The organism is Brachybacterium rhamnosum (genome assembly GCF_039526185.1).
GTDB classification, from domain to species: domain Bacteria; phylum Actinomycetota; class Actinomycetes; order Actinomycetales; family Dermabacteraceae; genus Brachybacterium; species Brachybacterium rhamnosum.
The window spans coordinates 198224-220505 of record NZ_BAAAIS010000001.1 but is presented as its reverse complement, the minus strand read 5'-3'; the positions used below and the strand labels follow the sequence as shown (position 1 = coordinate 220505).

Annotated in this window: 18 protein-coding genes; 8 read left to right on the top strand and 10 right to left on the bottom strand. The window is 72.9% G+C overall.

Annotated features, from left to right (window positions below; translation table 11 throughout):
* Positions 1 to 262 precede the first annotated feature (262 nt).
* A complete protein-coding gene (locus ABD080_RS01050) occupies positions 263 to 550 on the top strand; it encodes a WhiB family transcriptional regulator (RefSeq protein ID WP_137771172.1) in 288 nt (95 codons plus the stop codon).
* A gap of 144 nt (positions 551 to 694) precedes the next feature.
* Here the strand turns inward: ABD080_RS01050 and ABD080_RS01045 are convergent, their stop codons facing one another.
* Complete coding sequence (locus ABD080_RS01045; protein WP_137771171.1) at positions 695 to 853, bottom strand: DUF5679 domain-containing protein; 159 nt, start codon at positions 851 to 853, stop codon at positions 695 to 697.
* Between the two features lie 483 nt (positions 854 to 1336).
* Between ABD080_RS01045 and ABD080_RS01040 the strand changes: the two genes are divergently transcribed.
* A complete protein-coding gene (locus ABD080_RS01040; protein WP_343903355.1) occupies positions 1337 to 1951 on the top strand; it encodes a M48 family metallopeptidase in 615 nt (204 codons plus the stop codon).
* On the opposite strand, the gene ABD080_RS01035 is transcribed toward ABD080_RS01040, so the two are convergent.
* Complete coding sequence (locus tag ABD080_RS01035; protein WP_137771169.1) at positions 1930 to 2556, bottom strand: NUDIX hydrolase; 627 nt, start codon at positions 2554 to 2556, stop codon at positions 1930 to 1932. The genes ABD080_RS01040 and ABD080_RS01035 overlap by 22 nt on opposite strands.
* A complete protein-coding gene (locus tag ABD080_RS01030; RefSeq protein WP_343903354.1) occupies positions 2546 to 4009 on the bottom strand; it encodes a zinc-dependent metalloprotease in 1464 nt (487 codons plus the stop codon). Before ABD080_RS01030 ends, ABD080_RS01035 begins: the two co-directional genes overlap by 11 nt.
* 83 nt (positions 4010 to 4092) lie before the next feature.
* Between ABD080_RS01030 and ABD080_RS01025 the strand changes: the two genes are divergently transcribed.
* The 5 genes from ABD080_RS01025 (at position 4093) to ABD080_RS01005 (ending at position 11833) form a co-directional block, all read left to right on the top strand.
* Positions 4093 to 5169, top strand: coding sequence for a YlbL family protein (locus tag ABD080_RS01025; RefSeq protein ID WP_240811135.1), 1077 nt, complete (start codon positions 4093 to 4095; stop codon positions 5167 to 5169).
* An 11-nt stretch (positions 5170 to 5180) separates the two neighbouring features.
* Positions 5181 to 5867, top strand: coding sequence for an HAD family hydrolase (locus ABD080_RS01020; RefSeq protein WP_343903352.1), 687 nt, complete (start codon positions 5181 to 5183; stop codon positions 5865 to 5867).
* A gap of 142 nt (positions 5868 to 6009) precedes the next feature.
* On the top strand, positions 6010 to 7692 hold the full coding sequence (gene ettA / locus ABD080_RS01015) for an energy-dependent translational throttle protein EttA (RefSeq protein WP_137771166.1): 1683 nt from the start codon (positions 6010 to 6012) through the stop codon (positions 7690 to 7692).
* 224 nt (positions 7693 to 7916) lie between these two features.
* Entirely contained in the window at positions 7917 to 10484 is a 2568-nt protein-coding gene (gene glgP, locus ABD080_RS01010) for an alpha-glucan family phosphorylase (protein ID WP_343903351.1), read from the top strand.
* A gap of 35 nt (positions 10485 to 10519) precedes the next feature.
* Positions 10520 to 11833, top strand: a complete 1314-nt coding sequence (locus ABD080_RS01005) for an extracellular solute-binding protein (RefSeq protein WP_343903350.1) — start codon at positions 10520 to 10522, stop codon at positions 11831 to 11833.
* 79 nt (positions 11834 to 11912) lie between these two features.
* Here ABD080_RS01005 and ABD080_RS01000 read toward each other — a convergent pair whose 3' ends face one another.
* Complete coding sequence (locus ABD080_RS01000) at positions 11913 to 12860, bottom strand: acyl-CoA thioesterase (RefSeq protein WP_343903349.1); 948 nt, start codon at positions 12858 to 12860, stop codon at positions 11913 to 11915.
* Positions 12861 to 12901: 41 nt separating this feature from the next.
* On the opposite strand from ABD080_RS01000, the gene ABD080_RS00995 reads away from it, so the two are divergent.
* The gene (locus tag ABD080_RS00995) at positions 12902 to 13381 is read left to right on the top strand and encodes an acyl-CoA thioesterase (protein WP_343903348.1); all 480 of its coding nucleotides are present in this window, start codon (positions 12902 to 12904) and stop codon (positions 13379 to 13381) included.
* A 31-nt stretch (positions 13382 to 13412) separates the two neighbouring features.
* Here the strand turns inward: ABD080_RS00995 and ABD080_RS00990 are convergent, their stop codons facing one another.
* From ABD080_RS00990 to ABD080_RS00965, 6 genes are all read right to left on the bottom strand, one after another.
* Positions 13413 to 13907, bottom strand: coding sequence for a globin (locus ABD080_RS00990; protein ID WP_137771161.1), 495 nt, complete (start codon positions 13905 to 13907; stop codon positions 13413 to 13415).
* A gap of 13 nt (positions 13908 to 13920) precedes the next feature.
* Positions 13921 to 14865 carry a mechanosensitive ion channel family protein gene (locus ABD080_RS00985; RefSeq protein WP_343903347.1) on the bottom strand — a complete coding sequence of 315 codons (945 nt, stop codon included), beginning with the start codon at positions 14863 to 14865 and terminating at the stop codon, positions 13921 to 13923.
* A 46-nt stretch (positions 14866 to 14911) separates the two neighbouring features.
* Entirely contained in the window at positions 14912 to 17467 is a 2556-nt protein-coding gene (pepN, locus tag ABD080_RS00980) for an aminopeptidase N (RefSeq protein WP_343903346.1), read from the bottom strand.
* A gap of 295 nt (positions 17468 to 17762) precedes the next feature.
* Positions 17763 to 18380, bottom strand: a complete 618-nt coding sequence (locus ABD080_RS00975) for a ribonuclease FAU-1 family protein (protein ID WP_240811133.1) — start codon at positions 18378 to 18380, stop codon at positions 17763 to 17765.
* A 234-nt stretch (positions 18381 to 18614) separates the two neighbouring features.
* Positions 18615 to 20501 (bottom strand): ABC transporter ATP-binding protein, encoded by a 1887-nt coding sequence (locus ABD080_RS00970; protein ID WP_343903345.1) that lies wholly within the window; start codon positions 20499 to 20501, stop codon positions 18615 to 18617.
* Complete coding sequence (locus ABD080_RS00965; RefSeq protein ID WP_343903344.1) at positions 20498 to 22216, bottom strand: ABC transporter transmembrane domain-containing protein; 1719 nt, start codon at positions 22214 to 22216, stop codon at positions 20498 to 20500. Before ABD080_RS00965 ends, ABD080_RS00970 begins: the two co-directional genes overlap by 4 nt.
* Positions 22217 to 22282 lie beyond the last annotated feature (66 nt).

Genomic DNA, 22282 nt, shown 5'->3' with positions numbered 1-22282 from the left:
TCGCCGTCGTCCATCGTTGATCGTCGTGAACCGGGAGACCGGGCCGCGCGCAGAGAGAGAAGGAGGTGTCGTCGTGATCGATTATGCAGATCTCATCGGAGGAAGCTCCGTGCCCACCGGCGGCACTGCCCGCCTGCGCACGCTCTCCCCCGTGGTGCCCACGCGCAGCTGACGAGAACGCTCTCTCGCTGCCGGGGCCGCCACCACCGCCGCCCCTCGGAGCCCACCGGCTCCCCACGACGATTCCTGAAGCAGCGAGACGATGACCTCCTCCACCTTCACCACCGCATTCCCGTTCCCGACCGCTCTCGCAGCGGATCTCCTGCCCTGCCATGAGCCGGAGGCGGCCGACCTCTTCTTCTCGGAGCGGCCCGCCGATCTCGAGCAGGCGAAGGTCCTGTGCACCGGCTGCCCGCTCCTCGAGGAGTGCCGTCGCGGCGCTCTCGAGCGCTCCGAGCCCTGGGGCGTCTGGGGCGGGGCCATCTTCGACGCGGGCCGCATCATCGCCGTCAAGCGCGGCCGTGGGCGTCCCCGCAAGAACGCCGCCTGAGCCGATGCGCGCGACGCACCGACCGCGCGCGCGCACCGACCCCCGACGCCTCCGACGTCGCGGATGTCGTGGCACACCGCCCGAGAGCACCGACGGGGCGGGACACCAGCTGGTGTCCCGCCCCGTCCGGCGTCGTGGTCGCGATCAGGCCTTGCCGAGGATCCGGTTCAGCTTGGTGCCGCACACGGGGCACACGGCCTTCGCCATGCGCCGACCGTTGGAGACGACGACGTTGCCCTCGGCCTCTCGCTTCTCCCGGCACTTGACGCAGTAGAACTCTCCGGCGTAGGTCTCGTCGGCCATACCCGCTCCTTGAAATCGGTGATTCGGTGGAGGCGATCCGCTGAAGGGGACCGCCGGCCGTTCACTGTAACGCTCCGTGGGGCGGCCCGTCGCACGCTTCGGGTTCAAGGGGCTCCCGGAGGAGCGGAGGAAGTGCGTGCGACGGGCCCGCGTCGGGTCCGAAGGAGGCCGACATCGGCCCTTCGAGCCGTGGGGCCCCGGGGGCGCTCAGCACCACGCGCACCTTCCCCGTGTGCGTCCTGCTAGTTATCCCGGGGCCCCACGTCCTGCTGAACGTATCCCCACCGGGCGCCGTCGGTCAAAGCTGCGTCGGGGATGGATTGTGGACAAGTGCCCACGGGCTGTGGACGACACGTGGGCGGTGGTGCGCCTGCTGTGGAGGAGAGGCGGGATATCCCCTGGAAAAGCCTGTGACCTGCAGATCTCGAGCGCACAGCTGTGGACGGAGAAAAGATCCCACACTCACGTGACAGGCTGTGCGCCATGCCCCGTCGCGCCTCCGCCGTCCCTGCCCCGTACCGCGTCGACGCCCGCGGACCGCGCGGGGAGGAGGTCTGGGTGCGCCGCTCGGCGCAGCGCCGGCGCAGCGTCGAGATCCGCCTGCGCGAGGGTCGCCTCGTCGTCGCGATCCCGTCCACCTACAGCGCGGCCCAGGAGCGGGAGGCGGTCGAGGGGCTGCTGGTGCGGTACGGGGCGAAGATGGAGGCCCATGCCCCCAGAGCCCGCAGTGACGAGGACCTCGTCGCGCTCGCGCGGGAGCTCTCGGCCAACCACCTGGAAGGGCGCGCCCGTCCGCGCTCGATCACGTGGACCTCGCGGCAGAACCAGCGCTGGGGATCCTGCACCCCCTCAACGGGGACGATCCGTCTCTCCGACCGTCTCCAGGGCATGCCGGACTGGGTGGTGCGGGCCGTGGTCATGCACGAGCTCGTGCATCTCCTGGAGCCGGGGCACGGCCCCGCCTTCCAGGCGCTCCTGCACCGCTACCCGCTCGCCGAGCGGGCGGACGGCTTCCTGCGCGGCTACGCCTGGGCGCTCGACGAGGCCGGCGGGGAGCAGGGTCTCGGGGACCCCGATCAGGACGACGTCGAGAGGTAGCGCGCGATCGCCGCGAGCTTCTCCGGCATGTCCTCGACGGTCCCCTCGGGGAGCTCCGCCACTGAGCGCTCGGGGCCGGTGCTGAGCAGCGGCCAGGGCACCCAGCGCACCTCCGGCGACTCGTCGCTCGGACGCAGGGTCAGCTCCGCCGCGGGCGCTGCGGCGCGGAAGAGGTGCTGCACGTCCCAGTGCTCCCGGCAGCTCCCGAAGGCGGCCGAGAGCGCATGGCGGTGCAGCACCGCGGGCCCGGGGCCCACGCGCTCCAGATCGTCCAGGCCGATCTCCTCGGCGACCTCGCGCCGCGCGGCGGCCTCGAGGGAGGGGTCGCCCGCCTCGAGGTGACCGCCGGGCTGCACCCAGAAGCGGCCCTTGCGATGCCAGACGAGCGCCACGTGCTCCGCCGGCGCGTCGATCACCACGGCGCTCGCGGTCAGGTGCCGCGGGCCGCCGTCGCGCCACAGGGCATCGGGCTCGGCGCGGAGCACCGAGAGATAGTCGGCCGCGCCGTCGATGCCCGCGTCACGGGCCGCCGCGAGCTCGAGGAGCGCCCGGTCCCGCAGGCCGTCGACGCTGCTCGGGCCGGCGGGCGCCGGCTCAGCGCCCATCGCCGGAGGCGTCGGTGCCGCCCTCCTCCTCGCGCAGCAGCTTCTCGAGCTCCGCGTCGAAGTCCGCGGGCAGCTCCACGGCCTCCGCGCCGTCGCCGGCGCCCTCGGGGGCCGGCCGCGGCGCCTGCGGCGTCCCGGAGAGCACCTCGGAGCCCGGCAGCAGGTCCGGGTGCGCCCACTTCGCCTCACGGCCCTCGATGCCCTCCGTCGCGAGGACGCTCTCCCACCAGCTGAGCGCCTCGCGCACGCGGCGGGGACGCAGCTCGATGCCGACGGTGCTCGCGAGCATCTGCTCGGCCGGGGAGCCGGAGGCACGGCGGCGCCGCAGGACCTCGCGCAGCGCGTCCAGCTGGGGCAGCTTGCCCTCGAGCGCGCGGGAGGTCACGTGGTCGACCCACGCCTCGATGAGCGCGAGGGTCGTCGCGAGCTCCTCGAGCGCTCGCTCCTGGGCGGCCCGGCGGGTGAAGACGAAGAGGTCCTCGGGGCGCCGGGACTGCAGCGACTCGGGGTCGGAGAGGTCGAGCTCCCGCACCGCCTCGTCGAGCGCGTCGAGGTCCAGGGTGATCCCGCGGGCGTAGTCGTCGATCGCGGAGAACAGCGCCTTCCCGAGCCAGGGGGCGGCCGCGAACAGGGCCGTGTGCGCGATCTCCCGGGCGGCGAGGAAGATCCGTGCCGCGGGCGCGTCCAGCGAGTTCTCGTCCACGAGATCGGCGACGTTCGCGGCCACGAGGGCCGGCTCGCCGTCGCGGCCCAGCGGCAGCGAGAGATCGGTGGTGCCCATCGCCTCACGGGCGAGGGTGCCGATCGCCTGGCCGTACTGGACGGCGAAGAGCGTTCCGCCGATCCGCTCCATCATCCCGGCCGGATCCGCGCCGCCCGGCAGCACCGCCTCGCCCATCTGGGCGGTCTGCGCGGCGATCGCCTCGCCGATCGCCCCGGCCATGTACGCCGCGACGGGCTCCACGAGGGAGCGCCAGCGGGGGAGCGTGCGATGCAGCCAGGTGCCGCGGCTGAACACGGCGAGCTCCGCTGCGGGCACGTCGATCGCGAGCACGGGGTCCAGCCACAGCCGTGCCACCTGCGCGGCCTCCCGCAGCTCCTGCACCTGGGCGGGGGTGGGATCGGGATCCCCCGGCGAGCCCGTGGGCGCGGGAGCCCCGGGCGCTCCGGGGATCTGGAGAGAGCCCACCGCGGCGCGCCGCGCGAGGTCCTCCGCCATCGTCCAGTTCACGGGGCCCTCCCCGGAGCCCATGAACATCTGCTGCATCTGCGCCGCGGCGGCGCGCAGCTGCGCCGGGTCCTGCGGCAGGTTCGCCTGCGCCGCGATCGCGCCGAGGTCGAGGCCGTCCAGCGCGCCCTCCGGCAGCGCGTCGCCGAAGGTCTCCTTCAGCAGGCGCTTCAGGGCTTCCTCGTCCATGTCGCCGGACCCTCCCGGCATCGGGTTCTGGCTCATCGCCACCTCCAGAGGTTCGTCGCCGCCCAGCGTACCGAGCACAGCCTGGGGGTGGTGTGCGCGCGGTGCGGCACAATGTCCCGGTGAGCTCTCCCGCCCCCTCCACCCTGCACCGCCCGGTCCTGGCAGGGGTGAGCCTCGCCTCCCTGTGCGTCATGATCCTGGGGGCCTCGCTGCTGCCGGTCCCGTACGTCATCGAGAGCCCGGGCCCGGCGATCGACGTCCTCGGCGACTACGAGGACGAGAAGATCCTCACGATCGACGGCGGCGACGAGCACCCCACCTATCCCACCGACGGCGAGCTCATGATGACCACGGTCTCCGTCGACGGCGGCCCCGGCTACCGGGTCACCGCCGCGGAGGTCCTCGTCGCCTGGTTCGACGGCACCCGCTCGGTGCTGCCGCGCGAGCTGCTCTACCCCGAGGACCAGAGCGCCGAGGAGAGCAGCCTCGAGACCTCCGTGCAGATGAGCACCTCCCAGCAGGACGCCGTCGCCGTGGCCCTCGACGAGCTCGACATCCCCTACGAGGACACGGTCATCGTCGCCGGCGTCGAGACGGGCGCCCCCGCGGACGGCGTCCTCGAGCCCGGCGACCGCGTGCTCCGCATCAACGGGGAGTCCGCCTCGGACACCGCGGGCTTCCAGGCGCTCGCCGCCGCGACGCCCGCCGGCCAGGACGTCGAGATGACCGTCGAGCGCGAGGGGGAGGAGCAGACGCTCCAGGTGCCCACCGAGCAGGCCGACGGGAAGCCCCGCATGGGCATCGTCCTCGGCGCCGGCCACGACTTCCCGATCGACGTCGGCATCTCCGTCGGCGACGTCGGCGGTCCCAGCGCCGGCACCATGTTCGCGCTCTCGGTGTACGACGAGCTCACCCCCGGCGCGCTCACCGGCGGCAAGGACATCGCGGGCACCGGCACGATCGACGCGGAGGGCGCCGTCGGCGCGATCGGCGGGATCCGCCAGAAGATGGTCGGCGCCCGGGACGCCGGCGCCGACTACTTCCTCGCCCCGGCGGAGAACTGCGACGAGGTCACGGGACACGTCCCCGACGGCCTCGCCGTCGTCAAGGTCTCCACCTTCGAGGAGGCCCGACACGCGGTCGAGACGATCGGCTCCACCGGCAGCACCGACGACCTGCCCACCTGCAGCTCCTGAGGAGGACACCCATGGCCCGCAAGCGCCGCACCCCCGCCCGCCCCACCGTCGTGCTCGACTTCGGCGGTGTGCTGAGCGCGGGGCACGACCCCGTGCCGGACCTGCACGAGCTGCTCGGCGGCGACGCCGCGACCCTCGGCGAGTCCCTCTGGTCCCACCGCCCCGACTACGACCGCGGCACCGTCGACGCCGCGACCTACTGGGGGAGCGTGGCCGCCGCGAGCGGGATCGAGACCCTGAGCGCCGAGGAGGTCGCCGAGCTGCAGGCGGCCGACGACCGCTACTTCCTGCGCCTGAACCCCGAGTCCCGCGCGCTCCTGCACGACCTCGCCCGCAACGAGGTGCGCCTCGTGCTGCTCTCCAACGCCTCGGTGGGCTTCGGCGAGGCCGTGCGCCGCACCGACTGGTTCGAGGCCTTCTCCTTCGCCGTGATCTCGGGGGAGGAGAAGGTCGTCAAGCCCGAGCGCGAGATCTACGAGATCCTGCTCGAGGTGCTCGCGCACGAGAACGGCGGGGTGGCGCGGCCCGGGGACGTCGTGTTCTTCGACGACCGCGAGGACAACGTCGAGGCGGCCCGCGCCCTCGGCATCGACGCGCACCTGTGGCCGCGCAACGGCGACCCCCGCCCCGAGGGCGTCGAGCATGGCGCGGTCCAGGCGCGGCGCGTGCTCGCCGAGCGCGGCATCCCGCTGGACTGACACGACCCTCCCCGCTGCTGCGGGCGGTCTGGGTGAGCCGGGGACGGGCTCCGGGTAGAGTCGGGGATCGCCCGTCCCGTGCGGCGCCCCGCTGTGGCGCGCCGGTGCGGACCCCCGACCCCTCTTCGAGAAGGAACCTCAGGTGGCAGAGTTCATCTACACGATGTACAAGGCCCGGAAGGCCGTGGGAGACAAGGTCATCCTCGATGACGTCACCATGAGCTTCTACCCCGGCGCCAAGATCGGCATGGTGGGCCCCAACGGCGCCGGCAAGTCGACGATCCTCAAGATCATGGCCGGTCTCGACCAGCCCTCCAACGGCGAGGCCCGCCTCAGCCCCGGCTACAGCGTCGGCATCCTGCTCCAGGAGCCGCCGCTGGACGAGACCAAGACCGTCCTGGAGAACGTCCAGGAGGGCATGGGCGACCTCTACCGCAAGGTGCAGCGCTTCAACGCCATCGGCGAGGAGATGGCCCTGCCGGACGCGGACTTCGACGCGCTCATGGAGGAGATGGGGAAGCTCCAGACCGAGATCGACGCGGCGAACGGCTGGGACCTCGACTCCCAGCTCGAGCAGGCGATGGACGCCCTGCGCTGCCCGCCCGGCGACGAGCAGGTCACCCATCTCTCCGGCGGTGAGCGCCGCCGCGTGGCGCTGTGCAAGCTCCTCCTGGAGAAGCCGGATCTGCTCCTCCTCGACGAGCCCACCAACCACCTCGACGCGGAGAGCGTGCTCTGGCTCGAGCAGCACCTCCAGCAGTACGAGGGCGCCGTCATCGCCGTGACCCACGACCGGTACTTCCTGGACCACGTGGCCCAGTGGATCGCCGAGGTCGACCGCGGCCACCTCTACCCCTACGAGGGCAACTACTCCACCTACCTGGAGAAGAAGGAGGAGCGCCTCGCCGTCCAGGGCAAGAAGGACGCGAAGCTCGCCAAGCGCCTCAAGGAGGAGCTCGAGTGGGTGCGCTCCTCGGCCAAGGGTCGCCAGGCGAAGTCCAAGGCGCGACTGGCCCGCTACGAGGAGATGGCCGCGGAGGCCGAGCGCACCCGCAAGCTCGACTTCGAGGAGATCACCATCCCGCCGGGCCCGCGGCTCGGCAACCAGGTCATCGACGGCAAGGACCTCAAGAAGGGCTTCGGGGAGCGCGTGCTCATCGACGGCCTCTCGTTCTCCCTGCCGCCCAACGGCATCGTCGGCGTCATCGGCCCGAACGGCGTCGGCAAGACGACGCTGTTCAAGACGATCGTGGGGCTCGAGGAGCTCGACGGCGGCGAGCTGAAGGTGGGCCAGAGCGTCCAGATCAGCTACGTCGACCAGAACCGCGAGAACATCGATCCGGAGAAGAACCTCTGGGAGGTCGTCTCCGACGGGCTCGACTTCATCCAGGTCGGCAAGGTCGAGATCCCCTCGCGCGCCTACGTCAGCCAGTTCGGCTTCAAGGGCCCGGACCAGCAGAAGAAGGCCGGCGTGCTCTCCGGCGGCGAGCGGAACCGCCTGAACCTCGCGCTCACCCTCAAGCAGGGCGGCAACGTCCTCCTGCTCGACGAGCCGACGAACGACCTCGACGTGCAGACCCTCGGCTCGCTCGAGAACGCGCTGCTCGAGTTCCCCGGCTGCGCCGTCGTCGTCTCCCACGACCGCTGGTTCCTGGACCGGGTCGCGACGCACATCCTGGCCTACGAGGGCACCGAGGAGAACCCGTCGAACTGGTACTGGTACGAGGGCAACTTCGAGGCGTACGAGAAGAACAAGGTCGAGCGCCTGGGCGAGGACGCGGCGCGTCCCCACCGCGTGACGCACCGTCGCCTCACCCGCGACTGAGCGGGTGCCGGGGCATGACCGCCCCGGCGACCCTCCCGACCTGACGCGGCCCCGTCGCGACCGGCTCCGGCCGGCCGCGGCGGGGCCGTCGCCGTCGACCGTGCCCGCAGGCTGAAAGAACTTGCAGAAACCGGGGGGAACCTCCGAGCTTCGGGGTGAAGTGCCAGGTCAGGGGCTTGCGGCAGAGACGCAAGAATCGGCGTCCCCTCGGGTATCGTGGTGCCATGAAGCCGATCTCGACGATCACGGTGTCCTCGGACCTGCCCGCCGCCCTCTCGCCGCTGCGGGAGCTCGCCATGAACCTCCGCTGGACCTGGCGCCGCCAGACCGCGGACCTCTTCCGCACGCTCGACCCGGCGGCCTTCGCCGCGAGCGACGGCAACCCGATCGCCATGCTCCCCACCGTCCCCGCCTCGCGCCTCGCCGAGGCCGCCCGGGACGAGTCCTTCCTCTCCCGCATGCGCGGAGAGATCGGCGACCTGCGCACCTACCTCGACTCGGGCCGCTGGTTCCAGCGCACCGCGGGCAGCACGGGCGGCGGCGCCGGCGCGCCGACCTCCGTCGCCTACTTCTCCATGGAGTTCGGCATCACCCCGACCCTGCCGATCTACTCCGGCGGTCTCGGCATCCTCGCCGGTGACCACCTGAAGTCCGCCTCGGACCTCGGCGTGCCGCTCACCGCGATCGGCCTGCTCTACCAGTGGGGCTACTTCTCGCAGTCGCTGGACCGCGAGGGCTGGCAGCAGGAGGAGTACAAGCTCAACGACCCCGCCTCCCTGCCCGTGCAGGAGGTGCGCGGCGAGGACGGTGAGCAGCTCACCGTCTCCGTCACCCTCCCCGGCGGCCGCGAGGTCGCCATCGCCGTGTGGGTGGCGCAGGTGGGCCGTGTGCCGCTGCTGCTCCTGGACACGAACGTCGCGTCGAACGACGAGGACCTGCGGGCCATCACCGACCGCCTCTACGGCGGCGACCACGAGCACCGGATCGTGCAGGAGATCGTGCTCGGGATCGGCGGCGTGCGCGCCGTCGAGGCCTACTCGCGCCTCACCGGCGCCCCTGCGCCCACCGTCTTCCATCTCAACGAGGGCCATGCCGGCTTCTCCGGCCTCGAGCGCGTGGGCACGCTCATGCAGGGCGGCGCCTCCTTCGCCGAGGCCCACGCCGAGGTGCGCGCCGGCACGGTCTTCACCACCCACACCCCGGTGCCCGCGGGCATCGACCGCTTCGACACGGATGAGCTGCGCCGCTACCTCGACGCCGACGAGTCCGGCCTCTCCCGGCTGATCCCCGCGCTGCCCGTCGAGGCCGCGCTCGCGCTCGGCACCGAGGAGGGCGGCGAGGTGTTCAACATGGCGCACCTCGGCTTCCGCATCGCGCAGCGCGCGAACGGCGTCGCGAAACTCCACGGCGCCGTCTCCCGGGCGATGTTCCAGGAGCTCTACCCCGGCTTCGACGTCCCCGAGGTGCCGATCACCTCGGTCACCAACGGCGTGCACCGCCGCACCTGGACCTCCCCGGTGATGGACGACCTCTACAAGAAGGCCCTCGGCGACGTGGACGTCTCCGCGCTCTCCGACTGGAGCGCGCTCGCCGCCCTCACCGACCACGAGCTCACCGGCGCCCGGGACCGCCTCCGCAGCGACCTCGTGGACATGGCCCGCAAGCACGTGAAGCGGGCCTGGCTGCGCCGCGGCGCAGACGAGGCGGAGCTCGACTGGACCGAGCACATCCTCGACCCGCAGGCGCTCACCATCGGCTTCGCCCGCCGGGTGTCCACCTACAAGCGCCTGACGCTCATGCTCTCGGACCCCGAGCGCCTGCGCCGCATCCTGCTGGACCCCGAGCGGCCCGTGCAGTTCGTCATCGCCGGGAAGTCCCACCCGGCGGACCGCCCCGGCAAGGAGTTCCTCCAGCAGCTCGTGCGCTTCGCCGACGAGGCCGGCGTGCGCCACCGGATCGTGTTCCTGCCGGATTACGACATCCGCATGGCCTCCGTGCTCATCGCGGGCGCCGACGTCTGGCTGAACAACCCGATCCGCCCCGAGGAGGCCTCCGGCACCTCCGGTATGAAGGCCGTCCTCAACGGCGGGCTCACCTTCTCCGTCTCCGACGGCTGGTGGGACGAGATGAAGGACGACGAGGCCGGCTGGACCATCCCCACCGCCCAGGTCGCCGACCAGCACGAGCGCGACCGCCTCGAGGCGAACGCGCTCTACGAGATCCTCGAGAACCGGATCGTCCCGCTGTTCCACGAGCGGGACGAGCGCGGACTCCAGCACGGCTGGATGGAGACGGTGCGCACCTCGCTCGTGCGGATCGCGCCGCAGATCACCGCGGCGCGCATGGTGCGCGACTACGTGACCGATCTCTACACGCCGGCGGCCCGGGCCGCCGCGCGCTTCGCGCAGGACCCCTCGACCGCCTCCTCCTTCACCGCCTGGAAGGAGCGCGTGGGCGCCGCGTGGTCGCAGGTCGCGGTGCAGGACGTGCGGCTTGAGGGCGTCGAGGGCGGCCGGGTCGCGACCGGCGGCGAGGTGAGGCTCTCCGCGGAGGTGCAGCGCGGCGGGCTCGAGGAGCAGGACCTGCTCGTCGAGGCCGTGCTGGGCCCGGTGGACGAGAAGGGTGAGATCATCGGCGGACAGCTCATCCCGCTGCGGCGTGGGGAGGACGGCCGCTGGGCCGCCCGCTTCGCGCTCACGGTCCCCGGTGAGATCGGATGCACCGTGCGCGCCACGCCGCAGCATCCGGTGCTCGCCTCCCGGGCCGAGCTCGGGCTGGTCGCCACCGCCTGAGCCGCCGCAGCACCCCGACGGAAGGACCCCGCCCCGTGCTCACCCGCCGCCAGCTCCTGCACACCGCCGCCGCTGCGACAGGGGTGGCCGGGGCGGGCGTCCTCTCCGCCTGCTCGAAGCCCGAGGAGTCCGCGGAGCTCGCCGACGGCGACGCCCTGCGCATGCGGGTCTGGGACGACGCCGCCGCCTCCGCCTATCGCACGGCGCTCGCCGCCTTCACGGAGGACACGGGCCTCGAGGTGGAGGTCGAGGTGCTCGCCTGGGACGAGTACTGGAAGCAGGTGCCGCTCGACGCCGCGGCCGGCTCCCTGCCGGACGTGCTGTGGATGAACACCGCGAACCTCGCCCAGCTCGTCGACGCCGAGTCGCTCGTGGACGTCGGCGCGGTCGTCGGCAAGGACGTCTCCTCCTGGGAGACCGCCGCGACGGACCAGTACCGCCGGGCGGACACGCTCTGGGGCGTCCCGCAGCTCTACGACCGCAGCGTCCTGATCGCCAACCGCGATCTCCTGGACCCGACGGGCGCGGACCCGGCCGAGCTCGAGGCGGATCCCGGGGCGAAGAGCGACTCGCTGCGCGACGCCGCCCGGGCCGTCGCCGGGGGCGGGGCGAGCGACGACGGCGGCGGCTCCGGTCGGATCGGCTTCAGCGCCCAGCCGGACCGCAGCGGCGTGCTCGGACCGTTCCTCGCGGGTGCCGGCGGCACCTGGCAGGACGAGGACGAGGCCTTCGACTTCGCCTCCGACGAGGGCGTCGCCGTCGTGCAGTACCTCGCCGACATGGCTGCGGACGGTCTCGCCCCCGCGGGCGCGGAGACGACGACGGACACCGCCTTCTGCCGCGACCTCTTCACCCAGGGCCGCCTGGCCCTGCTGCAGACCGGCACCTACGATCTCGCGGCCGTGAGCGACGGCGTCCAGGGCACCTTCGGGTGGACGGTGCACGAGGTCGTCGCCGGCACCGACGGCGCCCGGCCGCTCGTGCACACGGTCGCGGCGGTCGGCGCGGCCACGAAGGACGACGACCGCACCGCCGCGATCGCGAAGCTGCTGCGGTTCCTCGGGGGCGCGGACGCCCAGCGGCCCCTCGTCGAGGCGCGCCTCGGGGTGCCTGCGCACCGCGACCTGCGCTCGGCCTGGTCCGACGCTTGGGCGGAGCTGAAGGTCGACGTCTCCGAGATCGCGGAGCTCCCCGATGCGATCGCGACCCCGGAGGTCGGCGTGCGCTCGGCGGACGGCACCGGCGCCGCGCTCGAGATCATCGCGACGATCTTCACCGGCGAGGCGACCGCCGCGGAGGCGCTCCCGAAGGCGCAGAAGGCCGCGACGGAGGCCGTCGGCCAGGGCTGAGCCGGCATCCCCCGGGAGCCGGCCGGGACGGCGGTCGGATCCGGTCAGACCAGATCAGATCAGGTCGGGTCGGGTCATGTCAGGGCCGCTGCTTGACTCGGATCATGCCCTCCTGGGTCACGGTCGCCACGAGATCGCCCTCGCGGTCGAACACCTGCCCGTGGGTCAGCCCGCGGCCGCCCGAGGCGCTCGGGGAGCGCTGCACGTACAGCAGCCACTCGTCGGCCCGCACGTGGCGGTGCCACCAGATGGCGTGGTTGATCGTCGCCATCCGCAGGCCCGGCGTCACCCAGCTCAGGCCCTGCCGGCGCAGGATCGGCTCGAAGGGCGTGTAGTCGCTCGCGAAGGCGAGGATCGCGTCGTGCAGCAGCGGGGTCGCCGGCACCGGGGCGAGGGTGCGCATCCACACCATCTGCGTGTCCGTCGTGTGCGGGTCGCCCGCGCCGCGCGGGTCCGGGCCCAGGTAGATCGGGTCCGTGACGTGGCGGATGTCGATGGGGCGCTGGGTCGCCCAGTAGCGGGCGACGGGGTGGTCGATGCCCGCGAGCACGTCGGCCGTGGTGGGCAGGCCGTCGGGGGAGGGGGCCTCGGGGGCGCGCTCGGAGTGCTCGAGACCGTCCTGGTCCTCCTGGAAGGAAGCGGTCATCGCGAGGATCGTCCGCTCCTCCTCGCCGTCCTGCCGGCCGGGCTGGGTGGCGAGCACGCGCCGCACGGAGAAGGAGCCGCCGTCGCGGAGGTTCTCGACCTGGAAGCGGATCGGGTGCTCGGGGTCGCCGGGGGCGAGGAAGTAGGAGTACATCGAGTGGATGCGGCGTCCCTCGGGGACCGTGCGGCCCACCGCCGTGACCGCCTGCCCCATGACCTGGCCGCCGAACACGTGACCGCCCGGCTGCGGGTTCGAGCCGCCCTCGAAGGCGGCGACGGTCGACGGGGTCGCGGTGCGCTCGTCGAGCTCCGCGGGGCGCAGGTCCAGGAGGTCCAGGAGTCCCTGGGCGATCGTGGCGGGGGACGGGTCCGGGGTGCTCATGCGGGGAATCGTACTGGTCGCAGCCGCCTACGATGGCTCCCATGCATCTCGACCTCACCATCCCCGTTCGCTGGACCGACCTCGACGCCTACGGGCATGTGAACAACGCCGCGATGCTGCGGCTGCTCGAGGAGGCCCGCATCGCGGCGTTCTGGCAGGTGCCGGAGGACCAGATCGCCCTCGGCGCCGAGGCGCCCCCGGCCGCGCTGCCCGTCTCGGGCGCCGGCGCACCGGTGAGCACGGTCATCGCCTCCCAGCGGGTGGAGTACGCCCGCCAGCTCGGCCACCGCCGCGACGGCGCCGTGGTGCGGCTGTGGATCTCGCGGATCGGCGGGGCGAGCCTCACGGTGGACTACCTCGTGCTCACCGCCGACGACCCCGACGGCGCCGCGCCGTACGCGCGGGCGCGCACCGTGATCGTCATGGTGGACGCCGTGAGCGGGCGCCCGGTGCGGCTCGACGCCGCGGCCCGCGAGGCGCTCGCACCGTTCGCGGGCGAGGGGCTCGCCTTCCGCGACTGACGCTCCGCGCCGGGCGGGTCGCCGCCGGCGCTCAGGAGAGGCGGTCGGGGATCTGCTGGCCGGCCATCGGCGCGGCGCCGCCGTCGACCGTGTTGACCATCGAGTGAGCGGCGCGCTCGAGGTAGTCCCACAGGGTCGCCTCGTGCAGCGGCGAGAGCTCGAGCGAGTCCACGGCCGCGCGCATGTGCGCGAGCCACGCGTCCCGGGCGGCGGGGGAGACGGGGAAGGGTGCGTGGCGCATGCGCAGCCGCGGGTGGCCGCGCTGCTCGCCATAGGTCTTGGGGCCGCCCCAGTACTGCTCGAGGAAGGTCTGCAGGCGCACCTTCGCGGGCCCCAGGTCCTCCTCGGGGTACATGGGACGCAGCAGCTCGTCCTCCGCGACGCCCGCGTAGAAGCGGTCCACGAGCGCGGTGAAGGTCGCATGCCCGCCCACCGCCTCGAAGAAGCTCGGGGAGGGTCCGGAAGGCTCGGCGGGTCCGGCGGGTCCCGCGGGGCCGACGGGGAGGCTGGGACGGGGATCGGTCATGACCGGGATGCTCTCACTTCGGGAGGGTGTCGGAGAAGCGGGGCTGCGCGAAGGCGACCCCCGCCTCGTGGAAGGCGGCGCGCACGCGCCGGCGCAGCTCCTGCTCGGCGTCCCACTGGGCACCGGCCTCGACGGGCACGACGATCCGGCGCTGCACGCGCGAGCCGTCCACGCCGAGGATGCCGCTCACTGCGGGGTCGCCGGTGACGCGGTCCGACCAGGCCGGATCCGCGACGAACTCGTCGGTCACGCCCTGCAGCAGATCGGTCACGGTGGCGTGTTCCGCCTCGGTGTCGATGTCGAACAGGGCGACGGCGTTGGAGTAGCCCTGGGTGAAGTTGCCGATCCGGATGATCTCGCCGTTGCGCACGGTCCACAGCGTGCCGTCGAGGGAGCGCACCTGGGTGACCCGGAGGTTGATGCCCTCGACGGTGCCGGTCGCGTACTCGAGGTCCACGGTGTCGCCCACGGCGACGAGGTCCTCGAAGAGCATGACGATGCCGGCGACGACGTCCTTGATGAGGGTCTGCGCGCCGATGCCGGCGGCGAGGCCCACGACGCCGAGGGAGGCGATGACGGGCGCGACGTTCACGCCGATCTCGCTGAGGATCATCACCGAGGCGATCGCCCAGATGACGAGTCGTGAGACGTTCCGGGCGACGCTCGAGAGCGTCTCCGTGCGCTGCTCACGGCGGGAGCGGGCGGCCTTCGCCTGCCGGGAGTCCCGCTTCGTCATCGAGCCCGCGACGGTGGACAGCCGTGCGGAGGACTGGCTCATCGTGCGGAAGAAGCGCCGGATGAGCCAGCCCGTGACGGCGCTGATCACCGTCGCCGCCACGAGGATGACGACGATGGTCAGGCCTGAGCTCAGGAGCCAGCCCCAGGCGGAGTCCAGAAAGGTCAGCGCGGCGTCCGGGGAGGCCGGCGCGGACAGGTCCGGGAGTGCGCGATCGTCCATGCCGCGACTCTATCCATGCCCACGCCGACCGTCGTCCAGGGCGTCCTCAGGCGTGATCCGCCTCGCGCACCCGCAGCTGGCGGGCCACCGTGTCCCGGCCCTCGATGATCACGCGGCGCAGCCCGAAGGGGGCGTCCTCGTGGTCCGCGAGCCAGGCGTCGGCGTCGTCGAGCACGGACTGCCCGCCGAAGGTCGAGGGGAAGTAGCCCTGGACGAGCCGGTTGGCGATCTCGCTCGACCGGTCGGCCCAGACCCCGTCGATCATCGAGAAGTACGCGCGCTCGTAGGGGGCGAGCAGGGCCGGGTCGACGACGCGGCGCAGCCCCATGACGACCGCGGTGACGGACTCGTTGGCGAGCTCGTCACGCTCGACGGTGCGCCGCCAGGCGTCGGCCTTGGCCTCGGAGGTCGGCAGTGCGGCGTGCGCCGTGAGGGCGGACTTCCGGCCGGACTGCGTGTCGTCGTCCGCGAGCACCGCGTCGATCCCGGCGGCGTCGATCCCGCCGAGCGCCGCGAGGCCGATGACGAGCTTCCAGCGCAGGTCGGTGTCGATCGTGCGGCCGGGGAGCGTGCGGGAGCCGTCGAGCAGGCCCGCGAGCACCGCGCGATGCTCCTCGGTGGAGGCGAGGCGGGCGAAGGTCTCCACGAGCTGCAGCTGGGTGTCGGAGCCGGCCTCAGCGGCCTCGGCGAGCTCCCACACGGCGCTCGCGGCGCCCGCGGTGCGGGCGGCCCGCTCGGACTGCGCGGCGAAGGGACCGGCCACGGACTCGAGCTGCTGGAGCAGGGTGCGCACCACGCTCGAGGAGTCCTCCCCGGTGAGGTTCGCGAGCACGAGCTCCTGGAAGCGGCGGCTCGGCAGCTCGGCGTCGCGCACCATGTCCCACGCGGCGGACCACAGCAGCGTGCGGGCGAGGGGGTCCTCGAGGTCGCGCAGGTGCTCGGTCGCGAGGGCGAGGGAGGCGTCGTCGAGACGGATCTTCGCGTAGGCGAGGTCGTCGTCGTTGACCAGCCAGAGGTCCGCGCGCCTCCCGACCAGCTGCGGCACCTCGGTGAGCGGGCCGTCCACGTCGAGCTCGACCTGCTCGGTGCGCACGAGGCGCCCGTCCTGGAGGGAGAAGCCGCCCACGCGCAGGCGGTGCGCGCGCAGCGTCGGGTGCTCCTCCGCGGCCTCCTGGGCGATCGCGAAGCGGGTCACGGCGCCCTGGGCGTCGCGCTCGACGACGGGGCGCAGCGTGTTGACCCCGGCGGTCTGCAGCCACTGCCGGGTCCAGGCGCCGAGGTCGCGGCCGCTCGTCGCCTCGAGCTCGACGAGCAGGTCCTTCAGCTCGGTGTTGCCCCAGGCGTGCTTCGCGAAGTAGGCGCGCAGACCCTCGAAGAAGGAGTCCTTGCCGACGTAGGCGACGAGCTGACGCAGCACGGAGGCGCCCTTGGCGTAGGTGATGCCGTCGAAGTTCGTCTCGACCGCCTCGAGGTCCACCATGTCCGCGACGATCGGGTGGGTCGAGGGCAGCTGGTCCTGCCGGTAGGCCCAGGCCTTCTCGGAGCTCGCGAAGGTGGTCCAGGAGTCCGTCCAGCGGGTCGCCTCGGCGCTCGCGAGGGTCGAGGCGTATTCGGCGAAGGACTCGTTCAGCCAGAGGTCGTCCCACCAGCGCATCGTCACGAGGTCGCCGAACCACATGTGAGCGAGCTCGTGGAGGATCGTGAGGTCGCGGCGCTCACGGATCGCGTCGGAGACCTCGGAGCGGAACACGTAGGACTCCACGAAGGTGACGGCGCCCGGGTTCTCCATCGCACCCATGTTGTACTCCGGGACGAAGATCTGGTCGTACTTGCGGAACGGGAAGTCCTGGTCGAAGGCGTCCTCGTAGAACTCGAGGCCGCGGCGGGTCATGTCGATGACGTACTCGGCGTCGACGTGCTCGGCGAGCGAGGCGCGGGCGTAGACGCCCATCGGGATGGTGCGGCCGTCGCGCGAGGTCACGGTGCCCTCACCGCCGCGGTAGTCCCCCGCGATGAGCGCGACGAGGTACGTGGAGATCGTCTCGGTGGGCTCGAAGGCCCAGGTCGCGACGTTCTCGCGGTGGGAGAGCGGGACCGGCTCCGGCGTGGGGGAGTTGGAGATGACGCGCCAGTGGTCCGGGGCGGTGACGGTGAGACGGAAGGCGGCCTTGAGGTCCGGCTGCTCGAAGCAGGCGAACATGCGGCGCGCGTCGGAGACCTCGAACTGCGTGTACAGGTAGACCTCGTCGTCGACCGGGTCCACGAAGCGGTGCAGGCCCTCGCCCGTGTTCATGTAGACGCCGTCGGCGAGGACCCGCACGGTGTTCTCGCCCTCGCGCACGGCGGGGAGCTTCACCCGGGCGCCGTCGAAGCGGGAGGAGGGGTCCTCGAGCAGCTCTCCGTTGAGCTCGATCTCGTGGACGGTGCGGGCGATGAGGTCGAGGAAGGTCTCCTCCGCGGCGCTCGCGGTGAAGGCGATCGTGGTCTCCGTGCGGAAGGTCTCCGGCCCGGTGGTGAGGTCCAGTCGGATGTCATAGGTCGCGGTGGAGAGGAAGGAGGCGCGGCGGCGCGCCTCCTCGCGGGTGAGGTTCTCAGAGGTCATGGGTGCCATCCTGCCACCGCTGTGTCCGGGGTCTCCCGCGCTCGCGCGGCCGAGGGCTGATGGTGGCCGATCTGTGACGTGAGGCTGTCACGTCCGCGGTGGGCGCCATCGGCCCGGCGGGGTGTCCGGAGCGGACCATCACGAGCCAGGGGCACCCTGGACCGTCGCCGACGCGCTGCTCGCCGAGGACGCGATCTGCTCCCGCGCGAACGGATCGCCGCGAGCCCCGGCCTCCCGCGCCGGGAGCGGGTGTGTTGCGCCGTCCGCCCCGTGACGGGCGGGGCCCTCCAGGAGTTCAGCGCCGCGTGAGGTCCACGTCCCAGGTGTAGTGCGCGGGAAGGCGCGGGACGGGCCAGCGCGGGTCCGGGAAGAAGTACTCGTAGCCCGCGGAGAACGGATACGCCCAGCGCTCGATGTGCTCCTCCGCCTGCCGTCCCGCCGCGCGGATCTCCTCGACCTCCTCGGGGGAGAAGTAGCCGGTGCGCTCGGCGCCCTCGAGCTCGTCCTCGTCCTTGTAGTGCCAGTCCCGGCGGGGCAGGACCACGAGGTCGAGGACGAGGTCGCGCGTGCGCACGCCCTCCTCGGTCCGCTCGTAGGGGGTCTCGAGGTTCACGTAGTAGCAGCCGAGCGAGCCGTCGTCCTTGTAGAACAGCCAGACCGAGTAGGGCGAGTCCGGCAGGCCGATCATGAGGATCCCGTTGCCGGTCCAGAGCTGCTTGGACTGGATCCGCGGCGCGGTGAACATGCCCTCGTCGCCGGCGCGGCGCAGGGCCGCCCCGGATTCGAGGACGGGCAGGAGCACCTCGGTGCCCGGGGCGATCCAGACGACGATGCCGCGCTCGTCGTCGAGCACGACGGTGCCCGGCCTGACGGTGCGCGTGGGGTGCTGAGGGGTGTAGTAGGTCCAGGTCACCTGGTCTCCAGGCGACCACCGTGATGTGGTGGACATGGTGGGGTTCCCGGCCGGCTCGGCCTCCACGGGCGCCCCGTTCCGTCCGGCCGCGGGGCCGGGGCTTCACTGCCCGCGAAGGGGAAGGAGTATGGGCCGACCATACCGCGACCACCCCGTTCGCGGTGCGGGCGACCCGCCGTCGATCCGCGCCGGGGTCCCGGGGGTGGGAGCGCCCCGGGACCGGAGAGCGTCGGCTCAGTCCTCGCCGCTCCAGGCGGCCCAGAGCCGGGCGTACACGCCGCCGCGGTTCACGAGCTCCCGGTGGGGGCCCTGCTCGACGACGGCGCCGTCGGCCATGACGAGGATCCGATCGGCGTGCTCCGCCTGGGAGAGGCGGTGGGCGACGATCACGGTGGTGCGGCCGCGGGCCACCTCGAGCGCGGCGCGCTCGAGAACCCGGGCGCCCGAGGAGCCCTCGTCGGCCGTGGCCTCGTCGAGGACGAGCACCGCCGGGTCCTGCAGGGCGATGCGCGCGAGCGCCAGCTGCTGGGACTGCTCCGCGGTGAGCCGCTCGCCCTTCTCGCCCACCTCGGTCTCCAGACCCTTCGGCAGCGCGAGCGCCCACGCCTCCGCATCGACGATGCGCAGCGCCTCCCGCAGCTCCTCGTCGCTCGCCTCCGGGCTCGCGAGGCGGAGGTCCTCGGCGAGGGTCCCGCGGAAGACGTGCACGTCCTGGCTGACGATGCTCGCGTGGCCGCGCACCGACTCGAGGTCGGCATGGGCGAGATCCGCCCCGCCGTGGAGCACCCGGCCGTGGCGCGGCTCGAGGGTGCCCGCGATGATCGAGGCGAGCGTCGACTTGCCCGCACCGGAGGCGCCCACGAGCGCGATCGTCTCGCCCGCGGCGATGTCGAGGTCCATCTCGCGCAGCACCACGCGCTCCTCGCCCTCGGCATCGGTCCCGTAGGCGTGGGAGACGCCCTCGAGGCGGATGCCCGCCCCGGCCGGGACCTCGTCGCCGGGGGAGGAGGCGGGGTCGATCGCGTCGATGACGCCCACCATGCGGGTGAGCGAGGCGGCGGCGGACTGCACGTCGTCGAGGCTGAAGATGAGGTTCATCATCGGCCACAGCAGGCTGATGAGGTACAGCGCCGCCGCGGTCACGAGACCCACCGGCGCCCCGGAGACGTTGACCATGACGTAGCCGAGGATCAGCACGAGCGCGATCGCGATGTTCTCCGGCCACACCATGACCTTGACGAGCTTCGTCACGAGGGTCATCACGCGCATGCCGAGCACGACGGCGGTCTCGGAGAGCACCGCGACGTGGCGGGTCTCCCGCTTCTCGATGCCGTACGCGTGCACCGTGGGGATGCCGTGGATCGCGGAGAGCAGGCCCTGGGCGCGGGCGCCCATGGCGACCCGCTCCCGGCGGTAGATCGGCGCCGTGCGGCGCAGGTACCAGACCGCGGAACCGACGTACATCGGCACGACGACCACGACGAGGATCAGCAGCCACGGCGAGAGCACCACCATGCCGACGAGGGTCACGACGACGTAGAAGCCCATCTGGATGAGGTTCGGGACGACGTTGTTCACCGCACGGGCGGTGACGTCGACGTCGTCGGCGACGCGGGACAGCGCGTCGCCGATCCCCGTGATCTCCATGGTCTGCGCGGGCAGGTCCAGGGCGCGGTCGATGACGTCCTCGCGCATGCCCGCGAGGATCCGCTGGCCGAGCGCGCTCACGAGCGACCAGCCGAGCGCGGCCAGGACCGCCTGCAGCACGCCCGCGAGCATGATCAGGCCGCCCTGTCGCCAGAGCGCCGCGGAGCCCTCGCCGGACTGCACGACGTCCACCGCCCCGCCGATCAGGCGCGGCATCCAGGCGGCGGCGACCGCGCCCGCGGTGACCACGAGCAGCGTCGCGAGCGTCATCCAGCGGTAGCGCCAGAGGCGACCGCCCACATGGCGCAGCGCGGTGGGGACGTCCGCGATCGGGAGGATCTGGGCGTGCTCGTCGAGCTGGCGGCGGGCGGTGGCGTCCGCCGAGAGGACGTCGTCGGTCGAGGCGTCCCAGTCCACGAGGCGGAGGTCGGCCAGACCGGTGGGGCCCGTGGGGGCCGTGCGCTGAGCGGTCATCGCTGCACCATCTCCCGGTAGTCGTCGCGGTCCATGAGGTCCTGGTGGTCGCCGGCGGCGGTCACGCGCCCGCCGCGGAGGTAGACGACCTCGTCCGCCGCGCGCAGGAGCGCGGGCGCACGGGTCACGAGCAGGGTCGCCCGGTCCTCCAGGTGGCGGGCCGCGACGAGCGCCTCGGCGATGTGCTGCTCGGTGACCGCGTCGACCGCGGTCGTCGGGTCGTGGAGGACGAGCACGGGGGCGTCCGCCGCGACGGCGCGGGCGAGCGCGATCCGCTGGCGCTGGCCGCCGGAGAGGTTCGCGCCGCGGTCGAGGATGCGGGTGTCGTAGCCGTCGGGCAGGATCCGCAGGAGGTCGTCGGCGCCCGCCGCGTGCAGCGCGCGGTCCTCCCAGCCGGGACCGGAGCCGTCCGGCACCCGGGTCGCGAGCTGCTCGCGCAGCGTGCCGTCGAAGAGGTCCACGACGTGCGGCTCCACGAGGAGGTCCGCGCGGGTCCGGAAACGGTCCTCCGCGGTGACCTCCATGTCGCCGAGGTGCACGCCGGTGGCGACGCCGCGTCCGCTCACGGCGGCCACGACGGCCTCGGCGTCACGGGCGTCGGCGCACGCGAGGGCGATCACGCGGCCGTCGGGCACGACGAGGTCGAGCCCCTGCAGGGTGCCTGTGTCCACGCCGTCCAGGCGCAGGCCGCCCACGCCGGGGCGGCGCTCGCCGCGGCGCTGCTCCCCGCGGTCGTCATGGGCGTCGCGCAGCGCGGTGAGCGTGAGCTCGGGGTCGTCGATCGTGCGGCCGAGGTCCGCGAGCAGGTCGCGGACGCGCCGCCCCGAGGTGGACATCGAGGCCCACCACACGGGCAGGCCCGAGAGGCCCTGCAGCATGCCCATGTTCGAGCGGGCCACGCCGACGACGGCGATGAGCGTGCCGATGGTCATCTCGCCGGTGATCGTGCGCTGCGAGGCGATGATGACGACGGCCGCCATCATGCCGGCGGTGACGAGGGTGGTCAGGCCGCCGGCGACGCCGGAGAAGCGGGCGTTGACGAGCGCCGCGTCGAGCGCGGTGCGCGAGCGGCGGCGGTACTGGGCGCGGGCGCGGGACTGCACGCCGAGGCCCTGCAGCACGCGCAGGCCGTGCACGAGGTCCGTCGCGGTCGCGGCGGCGTCGGCCGCCTTGGACTGCTGGGCGTCGTAGCGCGCGGAGAGGATCGGGGAGATCACCCGGATCACGATGATCATGACGACGATGCCGATGAGCGTCGCGACGCCGAGCCACGCGTCGAGCCAGGCGAGCCAGCCGCAGGCGACGAGCACCACGGCGGAGGCCGGGAACGCCCAGGGCAGCATGTCCATGACGTCGGAGGCCTTGTCCGCGTCGGAGGTCGCGATCGAGAGCACCTCGCCGGAGGGCCGCTGGACGGGCGTGGAGCGCGGGTCGAGCACGGCACCGGTGACGGCGACGCGCAGCCGGTGCCGCTCGAACATGCGGGCGCGCTGCGAGGCGGCGAACATGACGGTCCACGCCCAGGTGCTCACCAGGCGCATCGCGAAGATGCCGGCGGCGCCCGCGATCGTGAGGACGAGGTCGCCGCGCACGATGCCGGCGTCGATGATGAGGCCGACGAGCACCGGGACGAGCATGTCCACGCCCTCGACGACGAAGGAGAGCGCCATGATCCAGGGGATCCGGCGGCGGTGGCCGCGCACGATCGACCGCATCACGGAAGGAGCGGTGGAGCGGGAGGGCGCGGGGGAACGATCACGGCGGGGCACCAGGGAATCCAA

What these genes read in the sequence shown, in the direction of transcription:
- ABD080_RS01045 (WP_137771171.1), bottom strand. Translation starts at nt 853, where the DNA reads ATGGCCGACGAGACCTACGCCGGAGAGTTCTACTGCGTCAAGTGCCGG.
- glgP (WP_343903351.1), top strand. Translation starts at nt 7,917, where the DNA reads ATGAAGCCGATCTCGACGATCACGGTGTCCTCGGACCTGCCCGCCGCC.
- ABD080_RS01000 (WP_343903349.1), bottom strand. Translation starts at nt 12,860, where the DNA reads ATGAGCACCCCGGACCCGTCCCCCGCCACGATCGCCCAGGGACTCCTG.
- ABD080_RS00985 (WP_343903347.1), bottom strand. Translation starts at nt 14,865, where the DNA reads ATGGACGATCGCGCACTCCCGGACCTGTCCGCGCCGGCCTCCCCGGAC.
- ABD080_RS00970 (WP_343903345.1), bottom strand. Translation starts at nt 20,501, where the DNA reads ATGACCGCTCAGCGCACGGCCCCCACGGGCCCCACCGGTCTGGCCGAC.
- ABD080_RS00995 (WP_343903348.1), top strand. Translation starts at nt 12,902, where the DNA reads ATGCATCTCGACCTCACCATCCCCGTTCGCTGGACCGACCTCGACGCC.
- ABD080_RS01020 (WP_343903352.1), top strand. Translation starts at nt 5,181, where the DNA reads ATGGCCCGCAAGCGCCGCACCCCCGCCCGCCCCACCGTCGTGCTCGAC.
- ABD080_RS01035 (WP_137771169.1), bottom strand. Translation starts at nt 2,556, where the DNA reads ATGGGCGCTGAGCCGGCGCCCGCCGGCCCGAGCAGCGTCGACGGCCTG.
- ABD080_RS00965 (WP_343903344.1), bottom strand. Translation starts at nt 22,216, where the DNA reads ATGCGGTCGATCGTGCGCGGCCACCGCCGCCGGATCCCCTGGATCATG.
- ABD080_RS01040 (WP_343903355.1), top strand. Translation starts at nt 1,337, where the DNA reads ATGCCCCGTCGCGCCTCCGCCGTCCCTGCCCCGTACCGCGTCGACGCC.
- ABD080_RS01030 (WP_343903354.1), bottom strand. Translation starts at nt 4,009, where the DNA reads ATGAGCCAGAACCCGATGCCGGGAGGGTCCGGCGACATGGACGAGGAA.
- ABD080_RS00990 (WP_137771161.1), bottom strand. Translation starts at nt 13,907, where the DNA reads ATGACCGATCCCCGTCCCAGCCTCCCCGTCGGCCCCGCGGGACCCGCC.
- pepN (WP_343903346.1), bottom strand. Translation starts at nt 17,467, where the DNA reads ATGACCTCTGAGAACCTCACCCGCGAGGAGGCGCGCCGCCGCGCCTCC.
- ABD080_RS01050 (WP_137771172.1), top strand. Translation starts at nt 263, where the DNA reads ATGACCTCCTCCACCTTCACCACCGCATTCCCGTTCCCGACCGCTCTC.